At 71.6% G+C, this 22,665-nt stretch carries 18 protein-coding genes; 10 read left to right on the forward strand and 8 right to left on the reverse strand.

Features of this window, described 5'->3' with window-relative positions:
- Positions 1-109 precede the first annotated feature (109 nt).
- The 3 genes from KI385_RS27525 (at position 110) to KI385_RS27535 (ending at position 5,756) form a co-directional block, all read left to right on the forward strand.
- On the forward strand, positions 110-2,044 hold the full coding sequence (locus KI385_RS27525; protein WP_238574857.1) for a serine/threonine-protein kinase: 1,935 nt from the start codon (positions 110-112) through the stop codon (positions 2,042-2,044).
- A 131-nt stretch (positions 2,045-2,175) separates the two neighbouring features.
- On the forward strand, positions 2,176-3,882 hold the full coding sequence (locus KI385_RS27530) for a succinic semialdehyde dehydrogenase (RefSeq protein WP_238574858.1): 1,707 nt from the start codon (positions 2,176-2,178) through the stop codon (positions 3,880-3,882).
- Positions 3,883-3,902: 20 nt separating this feature from the next.
- A complete protein-coding gene (locus KI385_RS27535) occupies positions 3,903-5,756 on the forward strand; it encodes a GMC family oxidoreductase (protein ID WP_281066908.1) in 1,854 nt (617 codons plus the stop codon).
- A gap of 107 nt (positions 5,757-5,863) precedes the next feature.
- Here the strand turns inward: KI385_RS27535 and KI385_RS27540 are convergent, their stop codons facing one another.
- Together KI385_RS27540 and KI385_RS27545 are read right to left on the reverse strand one after the other, a co-directional pair.
- Complete coding sequence (locus tag KI385_RS27540) at positions 5,864-6,943, reverse strand: LAETG motif-containing sortase-dependent surface protein (RefSeq protein ID WP_238574859.1); 1,080 nt, start codon at positions 6,941-6,943, stop codon at positions 5,864-5,866.
- 909 nt (positions 6,944-7,852) lie between these two features.
- Positions 7,853-8,179: a chorismate mutase gene (locus KI385_RS27545; RefSeq protein ID WP_238574860.1), complete on the reverse strand. Its 327-nt coding sequence runs from the start codon at positions 8,177-8,179 to the stop codon at positions 7,853-7,855.
- A gap of 253 nt (positions 8,180-8,432) precedes the next feature.
- On the opposite strand from KI385_RS27545, the gene guaA reads away from it, so the two are divergent.
- Together guaA and KI385_RS27555 are read left to right on the forward strand one after the other, a co-directional pair.
- Positions 8,433-10,019 (forward strand): glutamine-hydrolyzing GMP synthase, encoded by a 1,587-nt coding sequence (guaA, locus tag KI385_RS27550; protein ID WP_238574861.1) that lies wholly within the window; start codon positions 8,433-8,435, stop codon positions 10,017-10,019.
- Between the two features lie 200 nt (positions 10,020-10,219).
- Positions 10,220-11,107 carry a 2-hydroxy-3-oxopropionate reductase gene (locus KI385_RS27555; protein WP_238574862.1) on the forward strand — a complete coding sequence of 296 codons (888 nt, stop codon included), beginning with the start codon at positions 10,220-10,222 and terminating at the stop codon, positions 11,105-11,107.
- Positions 11,108-11,121: 14 nt separating this feature from the next.
- On the opposite strand, the gene KI385_RS27560 is transcribed toward KI385_RS27555, so the two are convergent.
- Positions 11,122-11,583 (reverse strand): SRPBCC family protein, encoded by a 462-nt coding sequence (locus tag KI385_RS27560; protein WP_238574863.1) that lies wholly within the window; start codon positions 11,581-11,583, stop codon positions 11,122-11,124.
- Between the two features lie 123 nt (positions 11,584-11,706).
- On the opposite strand from KI385_RS27560, the gene KI385_RS27565 reads away from it, so the two are divergent.
- Positions 11,707-12,531, forward strand: a complete 825-nt coding sequence (locus tag KI385_RS27565) for a class II aldolase/adducin family protein (RefSeq protein WP_281066909.1) — start codon at positions 11,707-11,709, stop codon at positions 12,529-12,531.
- A 44-nt stretch (positions 12,532-12,575) separates the two neighbouring features.
- Here KI385_RS27565 and KI385_RS27570 read toward each other — a convergent pair whose 3' ends face one another.
- A complete protein-coding gene (locus KI385_RS27570) occupies positions 12,576-13,334 on the reverse strand; it encodes a bestrophin-like domain (protein WP_238574865.1) in 759 nt (252 codons plus the stop codon).
- On the opposite strand from KI385_RS27570, the gene KI385_RS27575 reads away from it, so the two are divergent.
- From KI385_RS27575 to KI385_RS27585, 3 genes are all read left to right on the forward strand, one after another.
- Entirely contained in the window at positions 13,333-13,491 is a 159-nt protein-coding gene (locus KI385_RS27575; RefSeq protein ID WP_238574866.1) for a hypothetical protein, read from the forward strand. The two genes, KI385_RS27570 and KI385_RS27575, sit on opposite strands and share 2 nt — an antisense overlap.
- A gap of 903 nt (positions 13,492-14,394) precedes the next feature.
- A complete protein-coding gene (locus tag KI385_RS27580) occupies positions 14,395-15,672 on the forward strand; it encodes a hypothetical protein (RefSeq protein ID WP_238574867.1) in 1,278 nt (425 codons plus the stop codon).
- 183 nt (positions 15,673-15,855) lie between these two features.
- Positions 15,856-16,401, forward strand: a complete 546-nt coding sequence (locus tag KI385_RS27585; RefSeq protein ID WP_238574868.1) for a TQO small subunit DoxD — start codon at positions 15,856-15,858, stop codon at positions 16,399-16,401.
- A 315-nt stretch (positions 16,402-16,716) separates the two neighbouring features.
- Here the strand turns inward: KI385_RS27585 and KI385_RS27590 are convergent, their stop codons facing one another.
- The 4 genes from KI385_RS27590 to KI385_RS27605 form a co-directional block, all read right to left on the reverse strand.
- Complete coding sequence (locus KI385_RS27590; protein ID WP_238574869.1) at positions 16,717-17,565, reverse strand: PIN domain-containing protein; 849 nt, start codon at positions 17,563-17,565, stop codon at positions 16,717-16,719.
- Positions 17,566-17,851: 286 nt separating this feature from the next.
- Entirely contained in the window at positions 17,852-18,724 is an 873-nt protein-coding gene (locus tag KI385_RS27595; protein ID WP_238574870.1) for an SAM-dependent methyltransferase, read from the reverse strand.
- Positions 18,725-18,904: 180 nt separating this feature from the next.
- Positions 18,905-19,138, reverse strand: coding sequence for a hypothetical protein (locus KI385_RS27600; protein WP_238574871.1), 234 nt, complete (start codon positions 19,136-19,138; stop codon positions 18,905-18,907).
- Positions 19,135-20,613 carry a PspC domain-containing protein gene (locus KI385_RS27605; protein ID WP_238574872.1) on the reverse strand — a complete coding sequence of 493 codons (1,479 nt, stop codon included), beginning with the start codon at positions 20,611-20,613 and terminating at the stop codon, positions 19,135-19,137. The genes KI385_RS27600 and KI385_RS27605 overlap by 4 nt, the downstream gene beginning before the upstream one ends.
- Before the next feature lie 331 nt (positions 20,614-20,944).
- Here KI385_RS27605 and KI385_RS27610 point away from each other — a divergent pair, with 331 nt between their 5' ends.
- Positions 20,945-22,621, forward strand: a complete 1,677-nt coding sequence (locus KI385_RS27610; RefSeq protein ID WP_238577862.1) for a serine/threonine-protein kinase — start codon at positions 20,945-20,947, stop codon at positions 22,619-22,621.
- The last annotated feature ends 44 nt before the right edge of the window (positions 22,622-22,665 follow it).

Below are 22,665 nucleotides of genomic sequence, written 5' to 3' on the forward strand. Positions count from 1 at the left end.
GCAACAGTGGAACACAGCGTGCCAGGTCAGCGGCAGTATGCCCCCAACTCCGGCCGGGCGTTGGGGTGCCGCCCCTTCCGGCGGGGTGGTGGTGCGGCAAGATGGAGCCATGGGGATCTTCGGGGGCGAGGGCCGACTGATCGGTGGCCGGTACCGCCTGGGAATACGGCTGGGCCGCGGCGGCATGGGAACGGTCTGGCGCGCCACCGATGAACTGTTGGGCCGTCAAGTCGCGGTCAAGGAGCTGCACTTGGACGAGGGGACGGCCGAGCCGGAGTCCCGGGTGCAGCGCGAACGGGCGATGCGCGAGGCGCGTACGGTCGCCCGGATCAAACATCCTCATGTGATTGTCGTGCACGACATCGTCGAGCAGGACGGCCGGCCGTGGATCGTGATGGAGCTGGTGGAAGGCCCGTCGCTGGCCGACCGCCTGCTGAGCGGCGGACCGGTCGCGCCGCGCGAGGCGGCCCGGATCGGTATCGCGCTGCTGGGCGCGTTGCGGGCCGCGCACACCCGCGGGGTGCTGCACCGCGACATCAAGCCCGCCAACGTCCTGATGGAGTCGGGCACCGGCCGGGTCGTCCTCACCGACTTCGGCATCGCCCAGGTACCCGGCGTCACCACACTGACCGACGCCGGCGGCTTTGTCGGCTCGCCCGAATACACCGCCCCCGAGCGGATGGCCGGCCGCGGCACCGGGCCCGAGGCCGACCTCTGGTCGCTCGGGGTGCTGCTGTGCGCCGCGCTCAGCGGTAAATCGCCGTTCCACCGTGACTCGTTGGGCGGGGTACTGCACGCCGTCGTGTACGACGAGATCCAACTCCCCGAGTCCGCCCGCCCGTTGCGCGCCGTCGTGGACGGCCTGCTGGAGCGCGATCCGGAGCACCGGATGGACGTCACCGAGACGGAGCGGCTGCTGCGCGGCTATCTGCAGTCGGGCCGCGCGCCGGAGCGCGGGGCGAGCGGGCACCGGGGGCAGCACGGTGCGGGGCCCGGTCACGGAGGCGGGGCCGCGGGTTTCGCCGCCGAGGCGGTGGCGGACGGGAGCGGGCCGGGCGGACTCCCGGGCCCGCACCGCCCCGGCGGCCCCGGGAATCCGCACCACCCCGGCCCAGCGGTCCCCGACGTCCATGCCTCCCTGTACGACGGTCCCGGCGGCGGTCTGCCCGGCGAACACCCGCCCAGCGAGCACCCGCCGGCCGCCGAGCCGCCCGCCGCCCCGGCCGTACCCGGCCGTCCGCCCGTCGGACATGGCGCCGGACGGCCCGGTGGCCGTACGGGCGGCCGCACCCCGGGCATGCCGATCCGCGACGCGCTCGACGACCGGGCGCTGGCCGCGGCGGCCCGCCCGCACACCGGCCGTACCCGCGCCATCCTGCTGGTCGCGCTCGCGGCGGTGGTGATCGGCGGCGCGGGAGCGGGTATCGCGGCCCTCCTGATGAACGGGAGCGGCACCGACGACGACAGCGGCCGGAACGGCCGCCCCAGCCGGTCCCAGCAGGCCTCGGACGCGAAGCCGACCGGGGGCGGCCGTCACGGCGCGGCGCACCCGACCGCCCAGGTCACCGCGTCGCCCTCCCCGGGCGGCACCGCCCGGGTCCCGGCCGGCTACCGCTTCGTCCGCGACCCGGCCGGCTTCGCGCTCGCCGTACCGGAGGGCTTCACCCGGTCCTACGAGAACGACCGGGTCTACTACTACTCCCAGGGCAAGCGGTTCCGGATCGGCGTCCAGCTGCAGAGGCGGGTGCCGCAGGGGCCGATCGGCGCGATGCGCACGGCGGACGCCGAGGGTCCCGCCAACTACCGCGGCTACCGCCAGAACCAGGTCACCGAGACCACCCACAACGGACTCCAGGCCGGGCTCTGGGAGTTCGTCTGGAACGGCAGCGCGCAGGACGGCGGCCCGCGCTACACCTACGACCTCAGCTGGGACGAGAGCGGCAGGATGATCGATGTGTGGATCTCCTCCCCGCTCGGCTCGCGTACCGAGGCCAAGCGCCACTTCGACACCGCGCTCGACGCGTTCCGGCTGACCGGGACGTGACCGCGGGCCCCTCTGGTCGTCCCAGACCAGGCCCCTTGCGGCCAGCAAACACTGGCACGATTGTGCGCGCCGCGTGAAAACTCATTACTGCCGGGTACACAAAGCGCCGGGGGAGGAATACGCTCGCCCGCATGACGGACCCGCAGGACACCGCAACGGCCTCCGCCGCCGACGAGGCCCCCGCCGACGCCGAAGCCCCCACGGTGGAAGCCCCCGAAGCCCCCGAGGCCGCAGCGCCCACCACGGCGCCCGCCGACGGCAACCCGGTCGCGGCCTCCCCGGCAGGCACCCGCACCGCCGCGGACGTGGTCACCCCCGAGGTCGCCGCCCGGCTCACCCGCGGTGTGGTCGGCCGAGGCCGCACCGCCAACCACACCCCGTTCACCGGGGAGAAGCTGGCCGACCTGCCGGAGTCCACCCCCGAGGACGTCGCCACCGCCTTCGAACGCGCCCGCGCCGCCCAGGAGCGCTGGGCCAAGGTCCCGGTCAAGCAGCGCGCCGCGGTCCTGCTCCGCTTCCACGACCTGGTGCTGCGCCGCCAGGCCGAGGTGCTCGACCTGATCCAGCTGGAGACCGGCAAGGCGCGGCTGCACGCACACGAGGAGGTGCAGGCGGTCGCCGTCGCCGCCCGCCACTACGGCCGCAAGGCCCCCGCCTACCTCAGGCCCAAGGGCCACACCGGCGTCGTACCGACCCTCACCAAGGTCATCGAGCTCCGCCAGCCCCGCGGCGTCGTCGGGCAGATCGCTCCCTGGAACTACCCCCTCGAACTCTCCGTCGGCGACGCCCTGCCGGCCTTCGTCGCGGGCAACGCCGTCGTCATGAAGCCCGACACGGAGACCGCGCTGACCGCGCTGTGGGCCCGTGAGCAGCTCATCGAGGCGGGGCTGCCGGAGGACGTCTGGCAGGTCGTGATCGGCGAGGGCCCGGTCATCGGCCCCGCCGTCGTCGAGCACGCCGACTATGTCTCCTTCACCGGCTCGACCCGCACGGGCCGCGAGGTCGCCCAGGGCGCCGCCGCCCGCCTGGTCGGCGTCTCCCTCGAACTCGGCGGCAAGAACGCCATGTTGGTGCTCCATGACGCCGATGTGGAGAAGGCCGCCTCCGGAGCGATCCGCGGCTGCTTCTCCTCCGCCGGCCAGCTGTGCATCTCCATCGAGCGGCTGTACGTCCATGAATCCATCGCCGACGACTTCCTCCAGCGGTTCGCCGCCCGTACGAAGGCGATGCGGCTCGGCAACGCCCTCGCCTACGGCGCCGACATGGGCTCCCTGGTCGGCGAGCGCCAGCTGGAGGCCGTCACCCGCCATGTCGAGGAGGCCGTCGCCAAGGGCGCCGAGCTGGTCGCCGGCGGCCGCCCCCGCCCCGACATCGGCCCGCTCTTCTACGAGCCGACCATCCTCGACGGCGTCCAGGCCCCGATGGCGGTCTGCGGCGAGGAGACCTTCGGCCCGGTCGTCTCCATCTACCGCTTCCACGACGAGGACGAGGCGGTGGCGCTCGCCAACGCCACGCCGTACGGCCTGAATTCCAGCGTCTGGACGAAGGACGGCCGCCGCGGCCGCGCGGTCGCCGCCCGGCTGCGTACCGGCACCGTCAACGTCAACGAGTCCTACGCCGCCGGCTACGGCAGTGTGCAGGCCCCGATGGGCGGCATGGGCGACTCGGGCCTGGGCCGCCGGCACGGCTCCGAGGGCATCCTCAAGTACACCGAGGCGCAGACCGTCGCCCAGCAGCGGCTGATGCCGCTCGCGCCGTCCTTCGGGATGACCGATGAGAAGTACGCACAGTTCATGACCCGCAGCCTGCGCGTGATGAAGGCGTTCCGACTCCGCTAAAAGATCAGCAGGGAGAGCCAGTGCCCCAGGAGAACTCTGCCCGGAATCAGGACCGGGACGGCGACCGGGACGCCCACGATGCCCAGGACGCCGGGGACGACGGCCATGACTATGACGTCATCGTCGTCGGCTCCGGCTTCGGCGGCTCGGTCTCCGCGCTGCGGCTGACCGAGAAGGGCTATCGCGTCGGCGTCCTCGAAGCCGGCCGCCGCTTCACCCGGCAGACGCTGCCGAAGAACTCCTGGGACATCCGCAACTATCTGTGGGCCCCGGCGCTCGGCTGCTACGGCATCCAGCGGGTGCATCTGCTCGGCAACGTGATGGTGCTCGCGGGCGCCGGCGTCGGCGGCGGCTCGCTCAACTACGCCAACACCCTCTATGTCCCCCCGAAGCAGTTCTTCGAGGACCAGCAGTGGGGCCACATCACCGACTGGCACGCGGAGCTGGCGCCCTACTACGACCAGGCCAAGCGGATGCTGGGGGTGCGGCTCAACCCGACGATGACGCCCTCCGACGTCCACCTCAAGGAGACCGCCGAGAAGATGGGCGTCGGCGACTCCTTCCATCTCGCGCCGGTAGGAGTCTTCTTCGGGGACGGCAAGGACGCCGACGGCAGTGCGAGGACGGCGCCGGGCACCGAGGTCCCCGACCCGTACTTCGGCGGCAAGGGGCCCGCCCGCAAGGCCTGTACGGAGTGCGGCGAGTGCATGACCGGCTGCCGGCACGGCGCCAAGAACACCCTCAACGAGAACTACCTCCACCTCGCCGAGCAGGCCGGCGCCGTCATCCACCCGATGACCTCGGTCGTCACCGTCACCGAGGACTCGCGCGGCGGCTTCGCCCTCGCCACCCTCCCCACCGACAACAAGCGCAAGGGCCGCGGCCGTACCTTCACCGCCCGCCGGGTCGTGATCGCCGCCGGCACCTACGGCACCCAGACCCTGCTGCACAAGATGAAGGACGGCGGACTGCTCCCCGGCATCTCCGCCCGGCTCGGCGAGCTGACCCGGACGAACTCCGAGGCGCTGGTCGGCGCGCAGACCGACAATCGCCGCTACCGCAAGCGGCACGGCACCGAGGCCGACTTCACCCGCGGGGTCGCGATCACCTCGTCCATCCACCCCGACGCCAACACCCATATCGAACCGGTCCGTTACGGCAAGGGCTCGAACGCGATGGGCGCGCTGTCCATCCTCCAGGTGCCGGTCGGCGGCCGCGGCTCGCGCGCCACCCGATGGGCCGCCAACTGCGTACGGCACCCGCTGCTGCTGTTGCGTTCGCTCTCCAACCGCCGCTGGTCCGAGCGCACCATCATCGGCCTGGTGATGCAGTCGCTGGACAACTCCCTGACGACCTACCGCAAGCCGGACGGCATAGGAAAGGGCCTGCTCACCGCCCGTCAGGGCCATGGCGCCCCCAACCCCGAGCAGATCCCCGAGGCGACCGAGGCGGCCACCCTGCTCGCGCAGGAGATCAACGGCTTCGCCGGCAGCAATGTCGGCGAACTGATGGGCACGCCGCTGACCGCGCACTTCCTGGGCGGCTGCCCGATCGGCGAGGACGCCGACCATGGCGTGATCGACCCGTACCACCGGCTCTACGGCCATCCGGGCATCTCGGTCGTCGACGGCGCCGCGGTCTCCGCCAACCTCGGCGTCAATCCGTCCCTGACCATCACCGCACAGGCCGAGCGTGCGATGTCGCTGTGGCCCAACAAGGGCGAGGCGGACCCGCGTCCGGCCCAGAGCCAGGGGTATCAGCGGCTGGCGCCGGTCGAGCCGGTCCGCCCGGCCGTCCCCGCGAAGGCGTTCGGCGCACTGAATCTGCCGTTCCTGGCCGTCCCGCCGGCACCGCCGAAGAAGTCCCTGACGTAGGACGAGAAGTCCCGTACCCGCTACGGCAGTTACGCCCGGCGCCCGGAAGGCGGACACGACGAAGGGCCGCACCGATCCGGTGCGGCCCTCCTCATCTGCGGCTGCCGTTACGCGGCGGCCGCACCGTCCGTCTTACGGCGGCGGACGACGAAGATCGCGCCGGCGCCCACGACCATGGCGACACCACCCACGATGCCGATGGTCGGCAGCGCGGAGGACGCACCGGTCTCGGCAAGGTTGCCGGTCACCGGCAGCTTGTCCATGCCGCCCTTCGGCTTGGTGTTGTTGATCGGCTTCTCGCCGCCCTGCGTACCGGGCTTGTTGCCGGGCTTGCCGGGCTTGGCCGGCGGGATGTCACCCGGGTTGCTGCTGGCGGGCAGGATCGTGAAGTCGTACCACTGCTCCTCGGACCAGCCGCAGGAGCCGTCCTTGTTCTGGTAGTCGCCCGCGACCAGTGCGAAGCCGTCACCGGCCTTGGCGCCCTTGTCGGCGCGGATCCGCATCTTGAGCTCGGCGGTCTGGTGCGCGTCGAGCTGGAACCAGCCGAAGTACTGGCCGTCGGTCCACTCGTCGAACGAGGTCCACTTGCCGGTGTCCGGGTTCTGGTACTCCAGGTCCAGCTGCGACTTGGGGTGGTCCATGTCCTCGGTCGGCACCGCGTAGATGACCGGGTAGACCTCGTCCAGCGTCTGGTCCGTGGTGTTGGCCAGCTTCACGCTGAAGCCCTTCCAGCCGCCGCCCGCGACGAGCTTGGAGGGCAGGTTGGCGACGGTGACCTTGATGGCGGCGTCGTCGATCTTGCACTCCGGCTCGTCCCCGGGGTCGCCCGGCTCGGTGGGCTTGGCCGTGGTGGAGGGCTTCGGGGTGCCGCTGGGCTTGGTGTCGCCGCTCGGGGTGGCCGGGGCGGTCGGCGTGGCGTCGTCACCGTCCCCGGTCTCCTCGCCGGGCTTGGTGTCGTCGCTCGGCGTGGTGTCGCCCGGTGTGGTCTCGTCACCGGCGTCCGGGGTCGCCGGCTGCGTGGCGGTGCCGTCGGTCTGCTCCGAACCGGGGGTGCCCGGGGTCGGCTCGGCGCTCACGGTGGACTCGGCGTCGGTACCGGTCGCAAACGCGGAGGGGGCTGCCAGCAGGGCGGCGGGGGCTATGACGGCCGTCGCGGCGGCAGCCGTCAAGGCACGGCGAAGCTTCATCGAGAAGACCTCTCGGGGTCCAAAGTGCCGTTGGTCGGCACAAGTTGGTGGCGGGCCGTCGCGGTGGGGCGCGGTATGGCCGTGCGATTGCAGGTACATGACCGGCCATGGCCAAAAAAGGTTGTTCGCTCGGACGGAATTCTGCCCGTGACGCCCGTCACAGCTGCCACACAGCGGGAACAAAGCAGACGCACAGCGCATACCGCGTGCAAGCCGTGCGCCGGGCTTGCGCCCCCCACAGCAAAGGGCCCCGGATACCGTCCGCGAGGGGGGGTGCGGACGGCCACGGGGCCCTTGGCTTTCGGTGCCGGCGTCAGGGCAGCGCCGGCACCGACGGGCGGCGCTGGGGGGGGGTAGCGCCGCTGGCTTATGAGGTGGTGCTCGATGGTGCGGAATCCGCGGTGGTTCGGACCAATGGCAGTGCAAAAGTCCCTACCGAGTGCGGTACGTCGTTCGTCAAGCATCGTCCTGGATACGCCTCACCTGGCGCAACCGTTTCGACCGGATGCGGTCGGTCCCGGGCGTCCCCAGGACCGACCACCCCATCGGATGTGACCGGGCTGCTGTCCCCTGCTGACCGGCCACGGCCCCGGAACGAGGTCCCACGACGCGGACCGCGGCAAGCGGTCGGCGTCTCATCGCTCCGGCTTTCCGCCCGTGGGGCGGCGTCTACGCGTAGTCCTGCAGGCCGCGCCTGGCTGGCGTGGCACCGGGAACAACGAAGCCTCGCTGTGGCCGGTCACGCGCCGTACGGGTGAGTCGGCAACCGAACTCAGATGCGGCAGCTGCGCCGGGCGCACACTCTCGTGGCACGCGCCCCGACCGCTCCCCGAAACCGACCGAACACCGACCGGAACCAGCCACTCCACGGCCCTGTCCCTGCCTCGGAACCGTGGCCCCGCCCCTGCCTCAGATCTGGCCCCGCGAGAGCTCCAGCAGCGTCATCGCCAGCGCGGTGCCCGGCTTGCCGAGCTGGTCGCGGTAGTGGGCGAGGATCTCCATCTCGCGCGAGAGGTTCACCCTCCGCCCGCCGGAGGTGATGCGCTCGCGCTGGATGACGGCCGAGACGGCCATCCGTTCCTGTACGAGGCCGATGATCCGGCCGTCGAGATCGTCGATCCGGCGCCGTGCGTCGGTGATGAGCCCGGCCGCCTTCGGGGTCCGGGCGCCGGTGTCGGGGGCGCCGGAGGCGTCGGTCGTGGCCGTGGCGGGGGTGATGCTGGTCTCGGTGCTCATGTCCGTGTCTCCTGGGGTGGGTGGCCCCGGAGCCGATGATCAGGTCCGGACAGATGCAGAACGCCCCGGACCTTGTCGGCCCGGGGCGCCTGGGAAGTTGCTTGTCAGTGGATCAAGCAGCACGACCATGGCAGCCGGACGGGCCGGTGCCATAGGTAAAGACGAAGGTCAGCTGCTTGGACATGGCGCTCAGTATGAGCCCGTTAGAATCGAAAGTCCAACCCCTGCTCCACACCGCCGGAAGGCCGCCGAAGTGCCATCAGCGCCCCCTGCCGCTGCCCCGGACGTCGTCCTCGTAGTCGACTTCGGCGCACAGTACGCCCAGCTCATCGCCCGCCGCGTCCGTGAGGCCCGGGTCTACAGCGAGATCGTGCCGTCCACCATGCCGGTGGCGGAGATGCTCGCCAAGAACCCCAAGGCGATCATTCTCTCCGGCGGGCCGTCGTCGGTCTATGCCGAGGACGCCCCCAGCCTTGACCGTTCCCTGTTCGAGGCCGGTGTCCCGGTCTTCGGCATGTGCTACGGCTTCCAGCTCATGGCCACCACCCTCGGTGGCACCGTCGACAACACCGGCGCCCGTGAGTACGGCCGTACCCCGCTGACCGTCTCCCGTCCCAGCTCCACCCTCTTCGAGGGCACCCCCGCCGAGCAGTCGGTGTGGATGTCGCACGGTGACGCCTGTTCCGCCGCCCCCGAAGGCTTCACGGTCACCGCGTCCACGGACGTGGTGCCGGTCGCCGCCTTCGAGAACGACGAGAAGAAGCTCTACGGCGTCCAGTACCACCCCGAGGTCATGCACTCCACGCACGGCCAGCAGGTCCTGGAGCACTTCCTCTACCGCGGCGCGGGCATCGAGCCGAACTGGACCACCCACAGCGTGGTCGAGGAGCAGGTCGCCGCGATCCGCGCACAGGTCGGCACCAAGCGTGCGATCTGCGGGCTGTCCGGCGGCGTCGACTCCGCCGTGGCCGCCGCCCTCGTCCAGAAGGCCATCGGCGACCAGCTGACCTGCGTCTACGTCGACCACGGTCTGATGCGCAAGGGCGAGTCCGAGCAGGTCGAGAAGGACTTCGTGGCCGCCACCGGCGTCCAGCTGAAGGTCGTCGAGGCCGAGGAGCGCTTCCTGAACGCGCTCGCCGGCGTCAGCGAGCCCGAGCAGAAGCGGAAGATCATCGGCCGCGAGTTCATCCGCGTCTTCGAGCAGGCCCAGGCCGAGCTGGTCGCCGAGGCCGGTGCCGAGGGCGAGGAAGTCGCCTTCCTGGTCCAGGGCACGCTCTACCCGGACATCGTCGAGTCCGGCGGCGGCACCGGTACCGCCAACATCAAGTCGCACCACAACGTCGGCGGCCTGCCCGACGACATCGAGTTCGAGCTCGTCGAGCCGCTGCGCCAGCTGTTCAAGGACGAGGTCCGGATGGTCGGCACCGAGCTCGGCCTGCCGGACGAGATCGTCCACCGCCAGCCGTTCCCCGGCCCCGGCCTGGGTATCCGGATCGTCGGCGAGGTCACCAAGGAGCGCCTGGACCTGCTGCGCGAGGCCGACGCCATCGCCCGCGAGGAGCTGACCGCGGCCGGTCTGGACCGCGAGATCTGGCAGTGCCCGGTGGTGCTGCTCGCGGACGTCCGCAGCGTCGGCGTCCAGGGCGACGGCCGCACGTACGGCCACCCGATCGTGCTGCGCCCGGTCTCCTCCGAGGACGCGATGACCGCGGACTGGACCCGGATGCCGTACGACGTGCTGGCGCGGATCTCCACCCGCATCACCAACGAGGTCGCCGATGTGAACCGCGTCGTCCTCGACGTCACCAGCAAGCCGCCGGGCACCATCGAGTGGGAGTGATCCCACCGACCGCCTGATGACGCCGCCGCTCAGCCTGCTGAGCGGCGGCGTTGTCGTGTGGGGGGAGCGGTGTGCCGGGGTACGCCTGGGGCGGTGGTGAGGGACGCGGAGACGCGCGCCTTACGGGATGACTTCCGTCGACAGCTTTCGTATGGTGGCAATCAGAATCCATCATGCGGAAATGTGGAGGGTGTGGCGCAATGGGCACGATCGGCTTCATCGGACTCGGCACCATGGGCAGCCCGATGGCGGTGAACCTCGCGAAGGCCGGGCACACCGTGTTCGGCTGGAACCGCAGCCCCGGCCGGGCGGCCGCGCTGGTCGCCGCCGGCGGCACGGAGGCCGCGTCGATCGCCGAGGCGGTCCGAGCCGCGGATGTCGTCATCACCATGGTCCCGGCGTCCCCGCAGGTCGAGGCGGTCGCGTACGGCCCCGGCGGCATCCTGGAGAACTCCCGCCCCGGCACCCTGCTGATCGACCACTCCTCGATCACCCCGCAGACCTCCGTCGACCTCGCCAGGGCCGCCGCCGGCAAGGGCATCCGGGTGCTCGACGCCCCCGTATCGGGCGGTGAGGCGGGCGCCGTCGAGGGCGTGCTGTCGATCATGGTCGGCGGCGAGCGGGCCGACTTCGACGCCGCACGGCCGGTCTTCGACGCGGTCGGTACGACCGTGGTGCACTGCGGTCCGCACGGCGCCGGGCAGACGGTCAAGGCCGCCAACCAGCTGATCGTCGCGGTGAATCTACAGGCCCTCGCGGAGGCCGTGGTCTTCCTGGAGAAGTCCGGCGTCGATCTGCGGGCCGCCCTGGACGTCCTGGGCGGCGGACTGGCCGGCTCCACCGTCCTGAACCGCAAGAAGGACAACCTTCTCGCCCGCGACTTCACCCCCGGCTTCAAGCTGGAGCTGCACCACAAGGACATGGGCATCGTCACCGACGCGGCCCGCGGCGTCGGCGCGACCCTGCCGGTCGGCGCCGCCGCGGCCCAGCTCATCGCCTCCGCCGTGGCCCGCGGCGACGGCGGCCTCGACCACTCGGCGCTGCTGCGCGGCGTGGAGCTGCTGAGCGGGTACGGGCCGGCGGAGTAGGTCGCGGGCGGGCTTCAGCCCCGTACGGCCGACGCCAGCCGCTCCAGCGTCGTGGCCATCGCCGAGCCCATCCGCTTGGGGTAGCCGGGGAGTTCGATGACAAGACGGGGGAGGCGGGCGCGCGACCAGTCGTAGGTGTGTGTGACGCGGGTGGTGCCCCCGCCGTCGGCGCTCAGCTCGTAGCGCCAGCGCTGCCCGCCGACGAGCCGCCGGCCGCGCACCTCGCCCCAGGTCTCCCAGGCGATCAGGCGGTCCTTCTCGTACTCCACCACGACATTCACCGACCGGTACGCGATCCGGCCCTGCGCCATCCCCATGCTGAACCGGTCGCCCGGGCCCAGCGGCGAGGGCCCCTCGGGGCGGCCGCGCAGCATGCCCGAGCCGTCCAGCTCGGCGTGCCTGGCCGGGTCCCGGAGTACGGCGAAGATCTGCTGCGGTGTGGCGTCGATGTCCTTGCTGGCCGATACGGCTCTCATTGGTGTGCTCCCTCTGTGCCGTTCTGGTGCCCTCATCATGCCGGTAGCCCCAACCGCCCCCGTCACGACCCTAGTTACCTGCGGTAGTGGAAGGTAGCTTCCGCATCGAGCACCAAGAGCCGCATGCGCAGGAGGAGAGCCGCGATGCCCGAGCCGACGCCCATACCCACCGACCAGCTGCACTTCGCGATGCCGCCGACGCACGAGACCGTCGAGGGCGAGCGACGCCACCGCAAGGAGCGCCTGGTCGCGGCGCTGCGCCTCTTCGGGCGCTTCGGCTTCGAGGAGGGCGTGGCGGGACATATCACCGCGCGCGACCCGGAGTTCCCCGACTGCTTCTGGGTCAACCCCTTCGGGATGTCCTTCAAGCACATCACCGTCGGCGATCTGATCCTGGTGAACGCGGAGGGCAAGGTCGTCGAGGGCCGCTACCACGTCAACCAGGCGGCGTTCGCGATCCATTCACAGGTCCACCAGGCCCGCCCCGATGTCATCGCGGCCGCCCACAGCCACTCCACGTACGGCAGGGCACTGTCCTCGCTGGGCGAGCTGCTGGACCCGATCACCCAGGACGTCTGCGCGTTCTACGAGGACCATGCGCTCTTCGACGACTACACGGGCGTGGTGGTGGACGAGGAGGAGGGCCGCCGGATCGCGGCCGCCCTCGGCCCGCACAAGGCCGTGATCCTGCGCAATCACGGGCTGCTGACGGTCGGCGACTCGGTGGACGCGGCGGCGTGGTGGTTCATCACCATGGAGCGCTCCTGCCAGGTGCAGCTGACCGCGAAGGCCGCCGGCAAGCCGGTCCTGATCGATCACCACAACGCCGTCCACACCCGCGAGCAGCTGGGCAACGACCTGGTGGCGTGGATCAACTACCAGCCGCTGTACCAGCAGATCGCGCGGAGCGAGCCGGATCTGTTCGACCAGGGCGAGTCATATGGATGAGCCCGGGCAGGGGCCTGCGGGGTATCGACCCGCAGGCCCCCGCCTCACGGATGCGGGAACAGGTCGAGGAACGGATCCGCACTTGCGGAGATGCCGCGGCTGAACGGTGCGTCGAAGTCCCAGACGAGGAACAGCAGGAAGGCGATCAGCGCGCTGAAGAGTCCGGCCATCAGCAACTCCCGCCCCGAACGCCGGATCTGCAGGGTGAACATCACGCCCACGGAGATGGCGCCCCCGGTGATCAGCCCGAACCACACCACACCCGGCAGCGTCGAATCGGCGGCGTCCGCACGGGCCGTGCGGGCCCCGTCGGCCACCGCGACCTGGTCGACGAGCGGCTGGTAGGACTGCCCTTCGAAGTCGTTGGACGGGTGGTAGTCGGTGACATCGGCGCGGACCTTCGTCAGCAGGTCGGTGCCGCGCCGGGTGAGCCGTCCCTGCTCGGCCATCACCGGCCACTCCTTGTGCACCACGTGCGTCACATACGCCTCGACGTCCGAGCGGATCCGGTCCCGCACCGGCGCGGGGTAGGCCCGGGCCCGCGCGCTGACCTCGTGCAGCGCCTGCGCCTCGGTCCGTACGGTGTCCTCGGCCGCGCTTCTGGCCTCCCAGACACCGGCGATGGCCAGACCCAGCACGATCGCGTACACCACCCCCACCATCATCGTCAGATACTCGATCACATCGGGTGTTTCGGACGGGTCGTCGTCCTCGCTGATCCGGCGCTCCTTGAGGACGGTGATGGTCAGAACGACGCCGCAGGCTACGGCCATGGCGATGGTCAGTACCAGCCATTGCGACATGGAGACCTCCTACGAGGAACGGCGCCCGGCGGAACCGGACGAGGAGCGCGAACGGGGACGGAGGGCGGCGCCGGCCAGCACGGCCGGGGCGGTGATCAGCAAGGTCGTGGTCACCATGGAGCGCCCGTCGCGCGGCCTGTGGGACGCCGGCGCATAGCTGCGGGGGAGTGCGGGCGGAGGTGACGCCGGGCGCCGCGGGATCCTGGGCGCGGGCGGCGGCGGGGGAGCGGGGCGGGCACGCGGCGCGGGTGGCGGCGACGTGGGCGGAGGCTGAGACGGAGGTGGCGGCGGGGGTGGTGTCGGGGACGGCGTCGGCCGGGGCTCGGGGGCCGGCGGCGGTGGCGCGGGCCGGGAGATATGCGGACGAGGTGCCGGGGTGCGCGAGGGCGCGGGCGTCGGCTTGGTCCGGGTGCAGGGGAAGTGCCAGCCGCGCGGCATGGGAAAGCCGGTCGGTACGTCTACGGGCGGAGCGGTGCCGGCGAAGGCGCAATTGTCGCCGGTGGCGGGGCGGTGGGGCCGGTCATGGGCGGTTGCCGCCGCCGAGGTGGCGAGCAGTGCGGCGACCCCGGCCAGCAGGAGAAGCGCGGCGGCCAGGAGGCCGGCCACCAGGCGGGATATGTGCCCGTACCGGCCCCGGTGTCTGCGCCGGTCCCGTTGCCCGTACCGCCCCTGTTGCCCGTGCGGCCCGTCTCGTCCGGGTGGTTCATCCCGGCTGTGCGATCTGTGCGATCCGTGTAGTTGATACACGGCGAGAGCTTGCGCAGCGGGCGGGCCGCTCAGCCTTCGCCGTGCCCCGGTTCGCCCGAACGGGGGAAGCGTCGGGTTTGCCTGGTCGGCCGACGATCGGGTGTGCGTATGTATACGTATATCCGGGTGTGCGCGGCGACCAGGGCCGACTGTCACCGGGCGTCAACGCGCCGATTCACCCGCCACCCGCCACCAGGTGGACGTTTGATATCCGCCCCGGCCATTTGAGGCACAATTCCCCTTCGCATAACACAAGTTGACGGCAAGCGGTGGCGGGGCGGTAACGAACGTGTCGGTTGATGCAGCGGGCAGGATGACCGGAACGGGCGAGCCGGTGGAAGGCGCGGAGCGCGCCGACGGCGGTGAGTGCCGGTGCGGACGGTGCCCGCACGGCGCCCGGGTAGGGCACCGGCAGGCGGTCGCCGCGTTCGTCGCGCTGCGCGAGGACTTCGCCGCCGGACGCGGTGTGCCGTCCGGACTCGCGCACTCCGCCGGCGCGGCCCGGCAGTGGGTCTCCGACGAACTGACCCTTTCCGCCCGCGAGCTGGCCAAGCGGGGCGCCGACGAGGGGGTCGCCTGGCTGACGGCCGTACGGTGGCGCACCCTGCTGGTGATCTGGGGCGCTGTGGTGGCCCTGCTGGTCGGACAGGCGCTCACCGCCATCGGCGCGGGCTGGACCGCGGGTCGTACGGCGGGACTGATCGCCGCCGTCGTCCTGGCGCTGGGGCTGACCCTGGCGGCCTGGCGGCACCGTGCGCACGGTGGGGCGCTGGCACCGCTGATCGGCGAGGACGGCCGGCTGTCCACCTCGCGGACGGTCGCGGCGGGCTGGGCGACCGCGGTGCTGTACGCCGTGCTGATGGTGGTCGTACAACTGGCGACGGCCCCCGGGGCGGGTGAGCGGCGAGGTCTGCTCCAGGGCCTGGAACTCGACCGCTCCGCCGCGCTGTTGGCGGCGCTCGCCGTCGGGTGCGCGGTGGCGGTGCTGGCGTACGGGGTGGTTGCCGCGCGGGTGCGGTCGGGGCGGCTGCAGAAGGTCCCCGCGGAGCGGCCGCGGGCCTCCGATCTGCTCGCGGACGACGCGGGGCGGGGCAGCTTCATGGACGTGCAGTACGTCCTGGTCAATGCGGCCGTGCTGGCCTGCGCCCTGGTGCGGCTGGCCGGGCGGCCCGGCCAGCTGCCGCAGCTGCCCTGGGGTTTGGTGGTTCTGCTGGCGCTTTCCGGCGTCACGTATCTGGCGGCGAAGAGGGTGGCCGGCGGCCGCCCGGTGATCCTTTCGGTGGTGCGCTCCCGGGAGCTGGGCGATCTCGCCGCGCCGGTCCGTACCGGCGATGACATCGAGATCCGCGGCGCCGGTTTCGTCCCGCCGGGCGCCACGACGCCCGACCGGCTCGCCCGGACCGTCGTACGGATCGGTGCGGTGCATGTCCCGGTCCCCTTGGTCCCGGTGGCCGGTGGTTTCGCCAATCCGACGGACGGGGTGCTGACGGTGCCGGTGCCGGTCGATGTCGAGCCGGGCCGGGTGGTGGTCCGGGTGGTCACGGCGGCGGGCGTGGAGACGAACGGCTATCCGATCGACGTCCAGGACTGAGGCCGGCGCCGGGCGGGGGTGCCTGCCGCCGCGGACCGGGTTTGCGTGACGTTTTTGTGTGCGGCAGCCGCCTGAAGTGCATCGGTCCGTTGAACCTCTTGCGCACGTGCGTACGTATCTCCCCATGAGGCGCGGGCGCGGGCACAATCGTCTGCTCCCGGTGGCAACGGAGAGGCGGACGTCATGGTTCACGCGAATCGCACGATCGGTGCCGACTTGGGAGGGGCGGGCGTCGATGGCGCCGGCACCGGGTTGCGGGGGCAGCTGGCGCGCCATGCGCTGCTCCCGTTGCGCCTTTTTCTGGGTGCCACCTTCATCTACGCAGGCGTGGACAAACTGATGGACCACGCGTTTCTGGCCGCCGGCGGTGCCGGGTCGCTGGGTGAGACGCTGCGCCAGGTGCATGACGCGGCGGCGCTGCCGCAGCTGGTGGACCTGGCACAGAAGAGCCCGGTGGGCTTCGGCTACGCCATCGCGGCCGGCGAGCTGGCGGTGGGCCTCGGCACCCTCGTCGGGCTGCTGGGACGGCTGGCGGCGTTCGGCGGAGCGCTGATCTCGCTGACGCTGTGGCTCACCGTGAGCTGGGCGATCACGCCGTACTACTACGGCAATGACCTGGCCTATCTGATGGCCTGGCTCCCGCTCGTACTGGCCGGCACACCGATGTTCTCCCTGGACGCAGCCCTGGCGAACCGCCGCAAGAGGCACGGGGCGCAGCTGTTCGGCTAGGGAGTGTCCGCAAACTCCCTCCCCCGGACTCCGTCCGTGAGGTGCCCCCGGGCTCGCGACGCCTGGGGGCACGTTCGCTGCGGCTGACCAGATCCAGGTGGCGGCCGAGCCTCGTTGTATGCCGGTCGCGGCGGCAGTCCGTGTGTGCCGCGTGGCCGGCGGCACTCCGTTCCCGGCCGGTTCGGAGCTGACGCACACCTCCACTCACCATGGGTGCCGCCTTCCCGGGACGGCCTCACCCGGAGTCGTGAACGGAATCGCAGGACGCACTCCGCGCTTCAGGTGGAAGGCGTCTGGCCATCCCGCGCGCGGCCGTCAAGATCCGTTCTTCTGCTCCGGTTCCTCGCCGATCGCTGTCCCCGGCTTTCTGTACTCCTGCGGCAGGCGCATCGTCGTCAGCCCCATGTCACGGGCTCGAAGCCGCATTCCCGTGTCGTCGGTCAGAAGCCGCGTCCCCGCTGCCGGGCAGAGCTGATCCATGTCCGCCGCGCACAGCAGGATCCGCAGGTCCGCATCGACGCCCACCGGATGACGTCCCGCGGGTCGGGCGACCTCCAGGGTGACCTGCGGTGCGAGCTCCACCGCCTCGTCAGGCCCCGAGGTGCCCAGCGCCCGCTCCAGGTACCGGATCGCCGTCGCGGCCCGTCTCGCCAGCAGGCCGTCCCCGTACTTGTGCCGGTCCAGCTCATCGATGACGACCAGCGGGACCACAAGGCGCGCTGAACTCGTATCGGCTCCTTGGCTTTTGAGGACCTCGGCCCACCGCACTCCTCCGGGTTGCTGCCACCACAGGAGAATGTTGGTGTCCATCACCACGGGCACGCCCGGCCGGGCGGCGGTCCGCTTGAGCCGCTCCAGGTCCTGCAGCGCGTCCTTCAGGTCGGCTATCCGCAGGGACAGTTCGTGGGAGGCGGCCTGGTTCGGCTCCGTTCCCAGCCCGGAAGTGGGAAGGAGATGCCAGTACGCCGACGACTGGAGTACCGCGGCGATATCCGGTTCGGCGAATGTCCGGGCCACCAGCGGCATGGCCTTGTGGACCGCTGCCATGTAGCTCTGCCAGAGCGTCTCGAACGGACCGCCGGACCGGGCGTTCGACAGCACGTTCAGCGCGGAGCGGAGATTGGTCTCGGCAACGTCCAAGGTGACGCCGGGCTCGAGTCTCATGGCGGCGATCCGGGCAGTCCGCCGGGGATGCCGAGCCGGTCATGGCGGAATGCATGACCGGGCTCTGCCCGCCGTGCCTGGCCGGCCACGCCGGCCAGGCCGACAACTGCCCAACGGCCGCCGGCAGCCGCATTCCGCCGCACAGGCGCACCGGGACGCGGTAGAGGCACAGGCGCACCGGGACGCCGTAGAGGCACAGACGCATCGGGACGCGGTAGACGCACAGACGCGCCGGGACGCCGTAGGCGGCAACGTTCGCCATTCGTCGCGGCGTTCTCGGTGAGCGTCATGACCGGCGAGCACAGGTGTAGACGGCACTGCTCATGAAGGAGGTGGGGTCCAGAGGGCGTTCATAGCCTCTTGCCGCCTCCGCGGCCGACACCTCCCGTGTCTCCCAGCCCAGTTCCGACAGGCGCACTCCGGGGGCGGGCTGCCGGCCGGTGTGGACCAGTCCCCTGATGTCGACTCCCAGGCGCCGGGTGCTGTCCGCAATCGCGGAGTCGTCCAGAGCCCCCTGCATGTCGCCGATGTACTCCACGGCGAGTTGGCTGCCGGGGGCGGAGAGCCGGTGGATCTCCTGGAACAGGTCGTCCTCGGCCGTGGGCGGGAGGTAGGGCAGGAGCCCTTCGGCGAGCCAGGCGGTCGGGCGCGAACGGTCGAGGCCTGCCTTCTCCAGTGCCGCCGACCAGTCCTCCTTCAGGTCCGCGGCCACCGGCCGGTGGTCGCATCCGGTGGTGGCGCCCCGCTTGCGCAGGACGCTCAACTTGAAGTCCAGTACCAAGGGCTGGTCGATCTCGTAGACGACGGTGTGCGCCGGCCAGCGCAGCCGGAATGCCCGGGTGTCGAGCCCCGACGCCAGCAGCACCATCTGCGTGACGCCGGCCTCGGCGGCCCGTTGGAAGTAGTCGTCGAAGTAACGAGTACGCACGGCTACGTACGCGGAAGTGGCCGACCAGGTGCGCTGCGTTTCCGTTGCCGCCGCCTCGGCCTCGGTCGTCGGCAGCGGCACCGGCGGGTGGGCCTCCTTGACGAAAACAGCCGCATACGGGTCCTTGGCCAGGGCGTCGGGGCGACTGGTTTCACGGGCTCTGCTCGCCGCCACCGCCAGGGCCGTGATGCCGATTCCCGAAACGATGTCCCACTGTTGCTCCGTGCTCACGCGCGCCTCCCACATGCGGACTGCCGGCCTCCCGTACATGGCCACGGGACACCAGCCGTTGAAGTGTTGACCCCACCAAGCCACATGCATGCCCAACGCCAGTTCTGATCCACCCGGCAGAACAAGCGCCATCAGAAGCAGGCCCAGGCGCGTCCGGTGGATCAGGCCGGGGCCGGTGGATCAGGAGCGTTGGGGTATGGCCGGCTCGTCGGCGCGGTCCGCGTGGTGGCGGCGGGCCGTTGCCCAGATGGCGGCGGTGATGCCGGAGAGGACCAGACCGGCGGGGAGGGCGAAGAAGAGCCAGGGGCCGGGTGCGTGCCAGATGTCGAGGGCGTCGAGGCCGTAGCCCGTGCCGACGGCGAGGGCGGCGATGCCCGAGATCAGGCGGGCCGGTTCGAAGGGGTGGCGCTTCACGAGGGGGCTCCCTGACGGGTCGGGGCGGTCGGCGCGGCGGGTGTCGGTGCGGCGGGTGTCGGCGGGGCGGGAGCCGGGACCGTGCGCCGGATGTCGACCTGGCCGGCGCCGACGTTGAGAACCAGGTCCAGGGAGCCGCGCGGCTTTTCGCCCTTCTGGAGGCCCTCGGCGGGCAGTGTGACCGTCCGCTGCTGACCACCCGCAGAGAGGTCCACATCGTCGGGCGCATCGCCGGGCAGCTGGATGTCGCCGACGCCGAGCGAGATGCGCAGATGGGTGGTGACACCCTGCGGCAGCGTCACCTGGAGGCGGCCGGCGCCCACGTCCGCGCTGGTGCGGACCGTACGGCCGTCCTTGAGGGGGAGTTCGCCGAGGTCCAACTCCGCTTCTCCGGAGCCGAGTTCGTAATGCGGCTGGACGGCTGTGAGGCTGGTGGGGGTCCAGGTGCGGTGCTGCCAGTTGGCGGTGATGTTGTCGGGCAGCGCCGTCGCACCCGCCAGCAGCAGGGCCGTCAGCACCACCATGAAGACCGTGCCGCCGCCCGTCCGGCCGAACCAGGCGCTGAGCACCAGCCCCAGGCCGAAGACGACCAGCGCGGCCGCCAGCCCCGCCTGGAGGGACGGTGCGAGCCCGTCGTGCCGGTAGATGGAGGCCGCGGTTCCGGCGCCGGCGAACAGCGCCAGCAGGAACGTCCAGCCGCCTATCGGGCGGCCGGTACGCGGAGTCCTGCGCGGGGCCCGGGCCGGGTGGGCACCGTGCGGTGGCACCGACGGGCCGGGAGGGCGGCCCGGCCCGGACCAGGCGCCGTGCCGCTGAGGAGCGGTGGCCGCGCCCGCGCCGTGCTCGAACCGGTAGCTGATGTCGAGTGGCAGCGGGGTGTTCTCGGGCCCCCACAGATAGCCCGGACCGGCCGCGTCCTTGGAGCGCGGCTCACGCCACCAGGAGGGGCCGGTCGGCACCGGGGGCGCCTTGGTCTCCGGCGGGGCGTCGGCGACCGCCTGGGCGGTGGCGGAGTCCATCGCCTCCGGCCCCTCGGCCTCGGCCTGCCGGCGCCGGCGCGACCAATACGCCGAGCCGGCCACCACCAGCATCAGCATGATGGCGAAGGACATCATGCTGCCCTTGGAGAGAGTCGTCAGGAACAGTCCGCAGCCGACCAGCGCGAAGAGCAGGGCCGTCAGCGCGGAGCCCTCGACACGGCCGGAGAGCAGCCGGCGGCCCTCGTTCTCGTCCTCGCCGTCGAGGGGGATGAGCAGCCAGGCGAAGCCGTAGACGATGAGGCCGAGGCCGCCGACGGAGAGCACGGCGAGCACGATCCGGAAGATGACCGGGTCGAGATCCCACTGCCGGCCCAGCCCGCCGCACACCCCGGCGACGACCTTGTGCCGCCGGCTGCGGCGCAGCGGGGCATGTGGCGGGGTGGGGCCGGCGGGGTCGGAGGGTGCCGACTCCTCGACGGGGGCTGCATCGTTCATGGACCCATGGTGACAAGAGCGACCGAGCCCCGGTATCCGTGGAAACCCTGGCAGATCCCTGAGATCCGCTGCCGGCGGCCCCGACATGCCCCAGGGGGGTCCCGAAATCCCCCGCCGGTTCGCATATGCCCCCGCGATCCCGCGCCGCCTGAAAGAAGGGCAGCGACGGGCGGTGGCCGGGGGTCTGTCCGCCGACCTCAAAGACTATCGTTGCGCCCTGGATACGTACGGGTTTCCGGAGGGGCGTGCGGTGGCGGAGGCGGCGTCGGTGGACGAGGGGCGACTGGTCGCCGGGCGGTATCGACTTGTTGAACGGATAGGCCAAGGCGGTATGGGCACGGTCTGGCGCGCCCGGGACGAGGTCCTCGGCCGCCAGGTCGCGGTCAAGCGTTTGCACGTCTCGCCGCAGTTGGACGAGGACGAACTGGCGACCCGCCATGAGCGCACCACCCGGGAGGCGCAGGCCGCGGCCCGCATCAACCATCCCAATGTGGTGGGGGTGCACGACGTCGTGGACGACGCCGGGCTGCCGTGCATCGTCATGGAGTACGTCCCCTCCACGACGCTCGGCGACGCCATCAAGCAGGCCGCCCGGACCGACAGTTCGGTCACACCGCGCGAGGCCGCCCGTATCGGCCGCGGCATGATCGCTGCGCTGCGTGCCGCACACTCCGCCGGTGTGCTGCACCGTGACGTCAAACCGGGCAACGTCCTGCTCGGCGAGGACGGCCGGGTCGTGCTCACCGACTTCGGCATCGCGGTCGCCAGCGGCACCTCCACGCTCACCAAGACCGGTGAGCTGGTCGGCTCCATCGACTACTTGGCGCCCGAGCGGGTCAAGGGCGGCACCCCCGGACCCGCCTCGGACCTGTGGGCGCTGGGCGCAACGCTCTATCAGGCGGTCGAGGGACGGCCCCCGTTCCGGAAGAACACCGCGGTCGAGACGGCGTACGCGATCGCCATGGACCCGCTCCCGACGCCGGCCAACGCCGGGCCGCTGACCGCGCTGATCGAGGCGCTGCTCGCCAAGGAGCCGGAGGACCGGCCGACGACCGACGTCGTCGAGCAGGCGCTGCGCGCGGCCGAGGGCGACGCGGACACGGCGCTGATCGGCTGGCCGACACTGGCCCTGGGGACCGTCGGGCGCCGTGGCGCGGAGGCCAAGCCGGACGAGCAGGACGAGCAGGGGGAGGCGCCGACGCGTGCGGTGTCGCATACGGGCGAGCCGGAGGCCAGCTCGCGCGGCGCCACCGGGACCGGCGCCGGGGCGTATAGGGCCACGGGTGCGGGCAGCGGCGGCACCGTGACCGGACGGGTGGCCGTGCCGGACGGAGCCCTCGGCGGGCGGTCCGGCGGCCCCGTGGCCCGCAAGCGGCGTGGCGCCCGGGTCGTGGCCTGGAGCGTCGTCGGGGTGCTGGCCGCCGGCGGCGGCGCGGGCACGGCCTGGTACGTGCTGCACCGCGACGACTCCGGCGTGTCCAAGAAGGCGAGCAACAAGGGCGTCCCGGTACTCCCCAGCGTCCCGAACACCAGCATCGGATCCCCGCCGCCCCTCCCCGACGGCTACCGCAAGGCCACGGAGACCGCGCTCGGCGTCACCTTCCCGGTGCCCAACGGCTGGCAGCGGCAGGTCAGGGACGGCGGACGGCAGATCGTCTACGCCTCCGAGGGCGAGCTCGCGCGGCTGACCCTCAGCGTCCTGGACTTCTCCTCGGCGGATCAGGTGCAGCACTTCAAGGACGTCGAGGCCGACTTCAAGAGGTCGTACCCCGTCTACTCACGGCTGCGTATGCAGGACACGGTCTTCCAGGGCGATCCCGCCGCGATCTGGGAGTTCACCTTCGGGGGCCGGGCCCGCACCTATCGCGGCATCGACCTCGGGTTCGGCCGCGAGGGTGACAAGGAGTACGCGATCTATGTGTCCGCGCCGGAAGTGAACTGGACGAAGTTCGAGAAGGTCTTCTCGGTTGTGAAGGACGGCTTCCGCAGGACCGAGTCGAAGAGCTGAGGCCCAGCCCCGGGACCGCTCCGGGACCGCCCCGTGAAACGTCA

The organism is Streptomyces inhibens (assembly GCF_022221585.1).
Taxonomy (GTDB): domain Bacteria; phylum Actinomycetota; class Actinomycetes; order Streptomycetales; family Streptomycetaceae; genus Streptomyces; species Streptomyces inhibens.

Coding starts and splice junctions, on each gene's coding strand:
- KI385_RS27575 (WP_238574866.1), top strand. CDS start 13,333: ATGGAGACCTCCTACGAGGAACGGCGCCCGGCGGAACCGGACGAGGAG.
- KI385_RS27555 (WP_238574862.1), top strand. CDS start 10,220: ATGGGCACGATCGGCTTCATCGGACTCGGCACCATGGGCAGCCCGATG.
- KI385_RS27605 (WP_238574872.1), bottom strand. CDS start 20,613: ATGAACGATGCAGCCCCCGTCGAGGAGTCGGCACCCTCCGACCCCGCC.
- KI385_RS27540 (WP_238574859.1), bottom strand. CDS start 6,943: ATGAAGCTTCGCCGTGCCTTGACGGCTGCCGCCGCGACGGCCGTCATA.
- KI385_RS27530 (WP_238574858.1), top strand. CDS start 2,176: ATGACGGACCCGCAGGACACCGCAACGGCCTCCGCCGCCGACGAGGCC.
- KI385_RS27570 (WP_238574865.1), bottom strand. CDS start 13,334: ATGTCGCAATGGCTGGTACTGACCATCGCCATGGCCGTAGCCTGCGGC.
- KI385_RS27580 (WP_238574867.1), top strand. CDS start 14,395: ATGACCGGAACGGGCGAGCCGGTGGAAGGCGCGGAGCGCGCCGACGGC.
- KI385_RS27585 (WP_238574868.1), top strand. CDS start 15,856: ATGGTTCACGCGAATCGCACGATCGGTGCCGACTTGGGAGGGGCGGGC.
- KI385_RS27565 (WP_281066909.1), top strand. CDS start 11,707: ATGCGCAGGAGGAGAGCCGCGATGCCCGAGCCGACGCCCATACCCACC.
- KI385_RS27610 (WP_238577862.1), top strand. CDS start 20,945: ATGGGCACGGTCTGGCGCGCCCGGGACGAGGTCCTCGGCCGCCAGGTC.
- KI385_RS27545 (WP_238574860.1), bottom strand. CDS start 8,179: ATGAGCACCGAGACCAGCATCACCCCCGCCACGGCCACGACCGACGCC.
- KI385_RS27525 (WP_238574857.1), top strand. CDS start 110: ATGGGGATCTTCGGGGGCGAGGGCCGACTGATCGGTGGCCGGTACCGC.
- KI385_RS27560 (WP_238574863.1), bottom strand. CDS start 11,583: ATGAGAGCCGTATCGGCCAGCAAGGACATCGACGCCACACCGCAGCAG.
- KI385_RS27590 (WP_238574869.1), bottom strand. CDS start 17,565: ATGAGACTCGAGCCCGGCGTCACCTTGGACGTTGCCGAGACCAATCTC.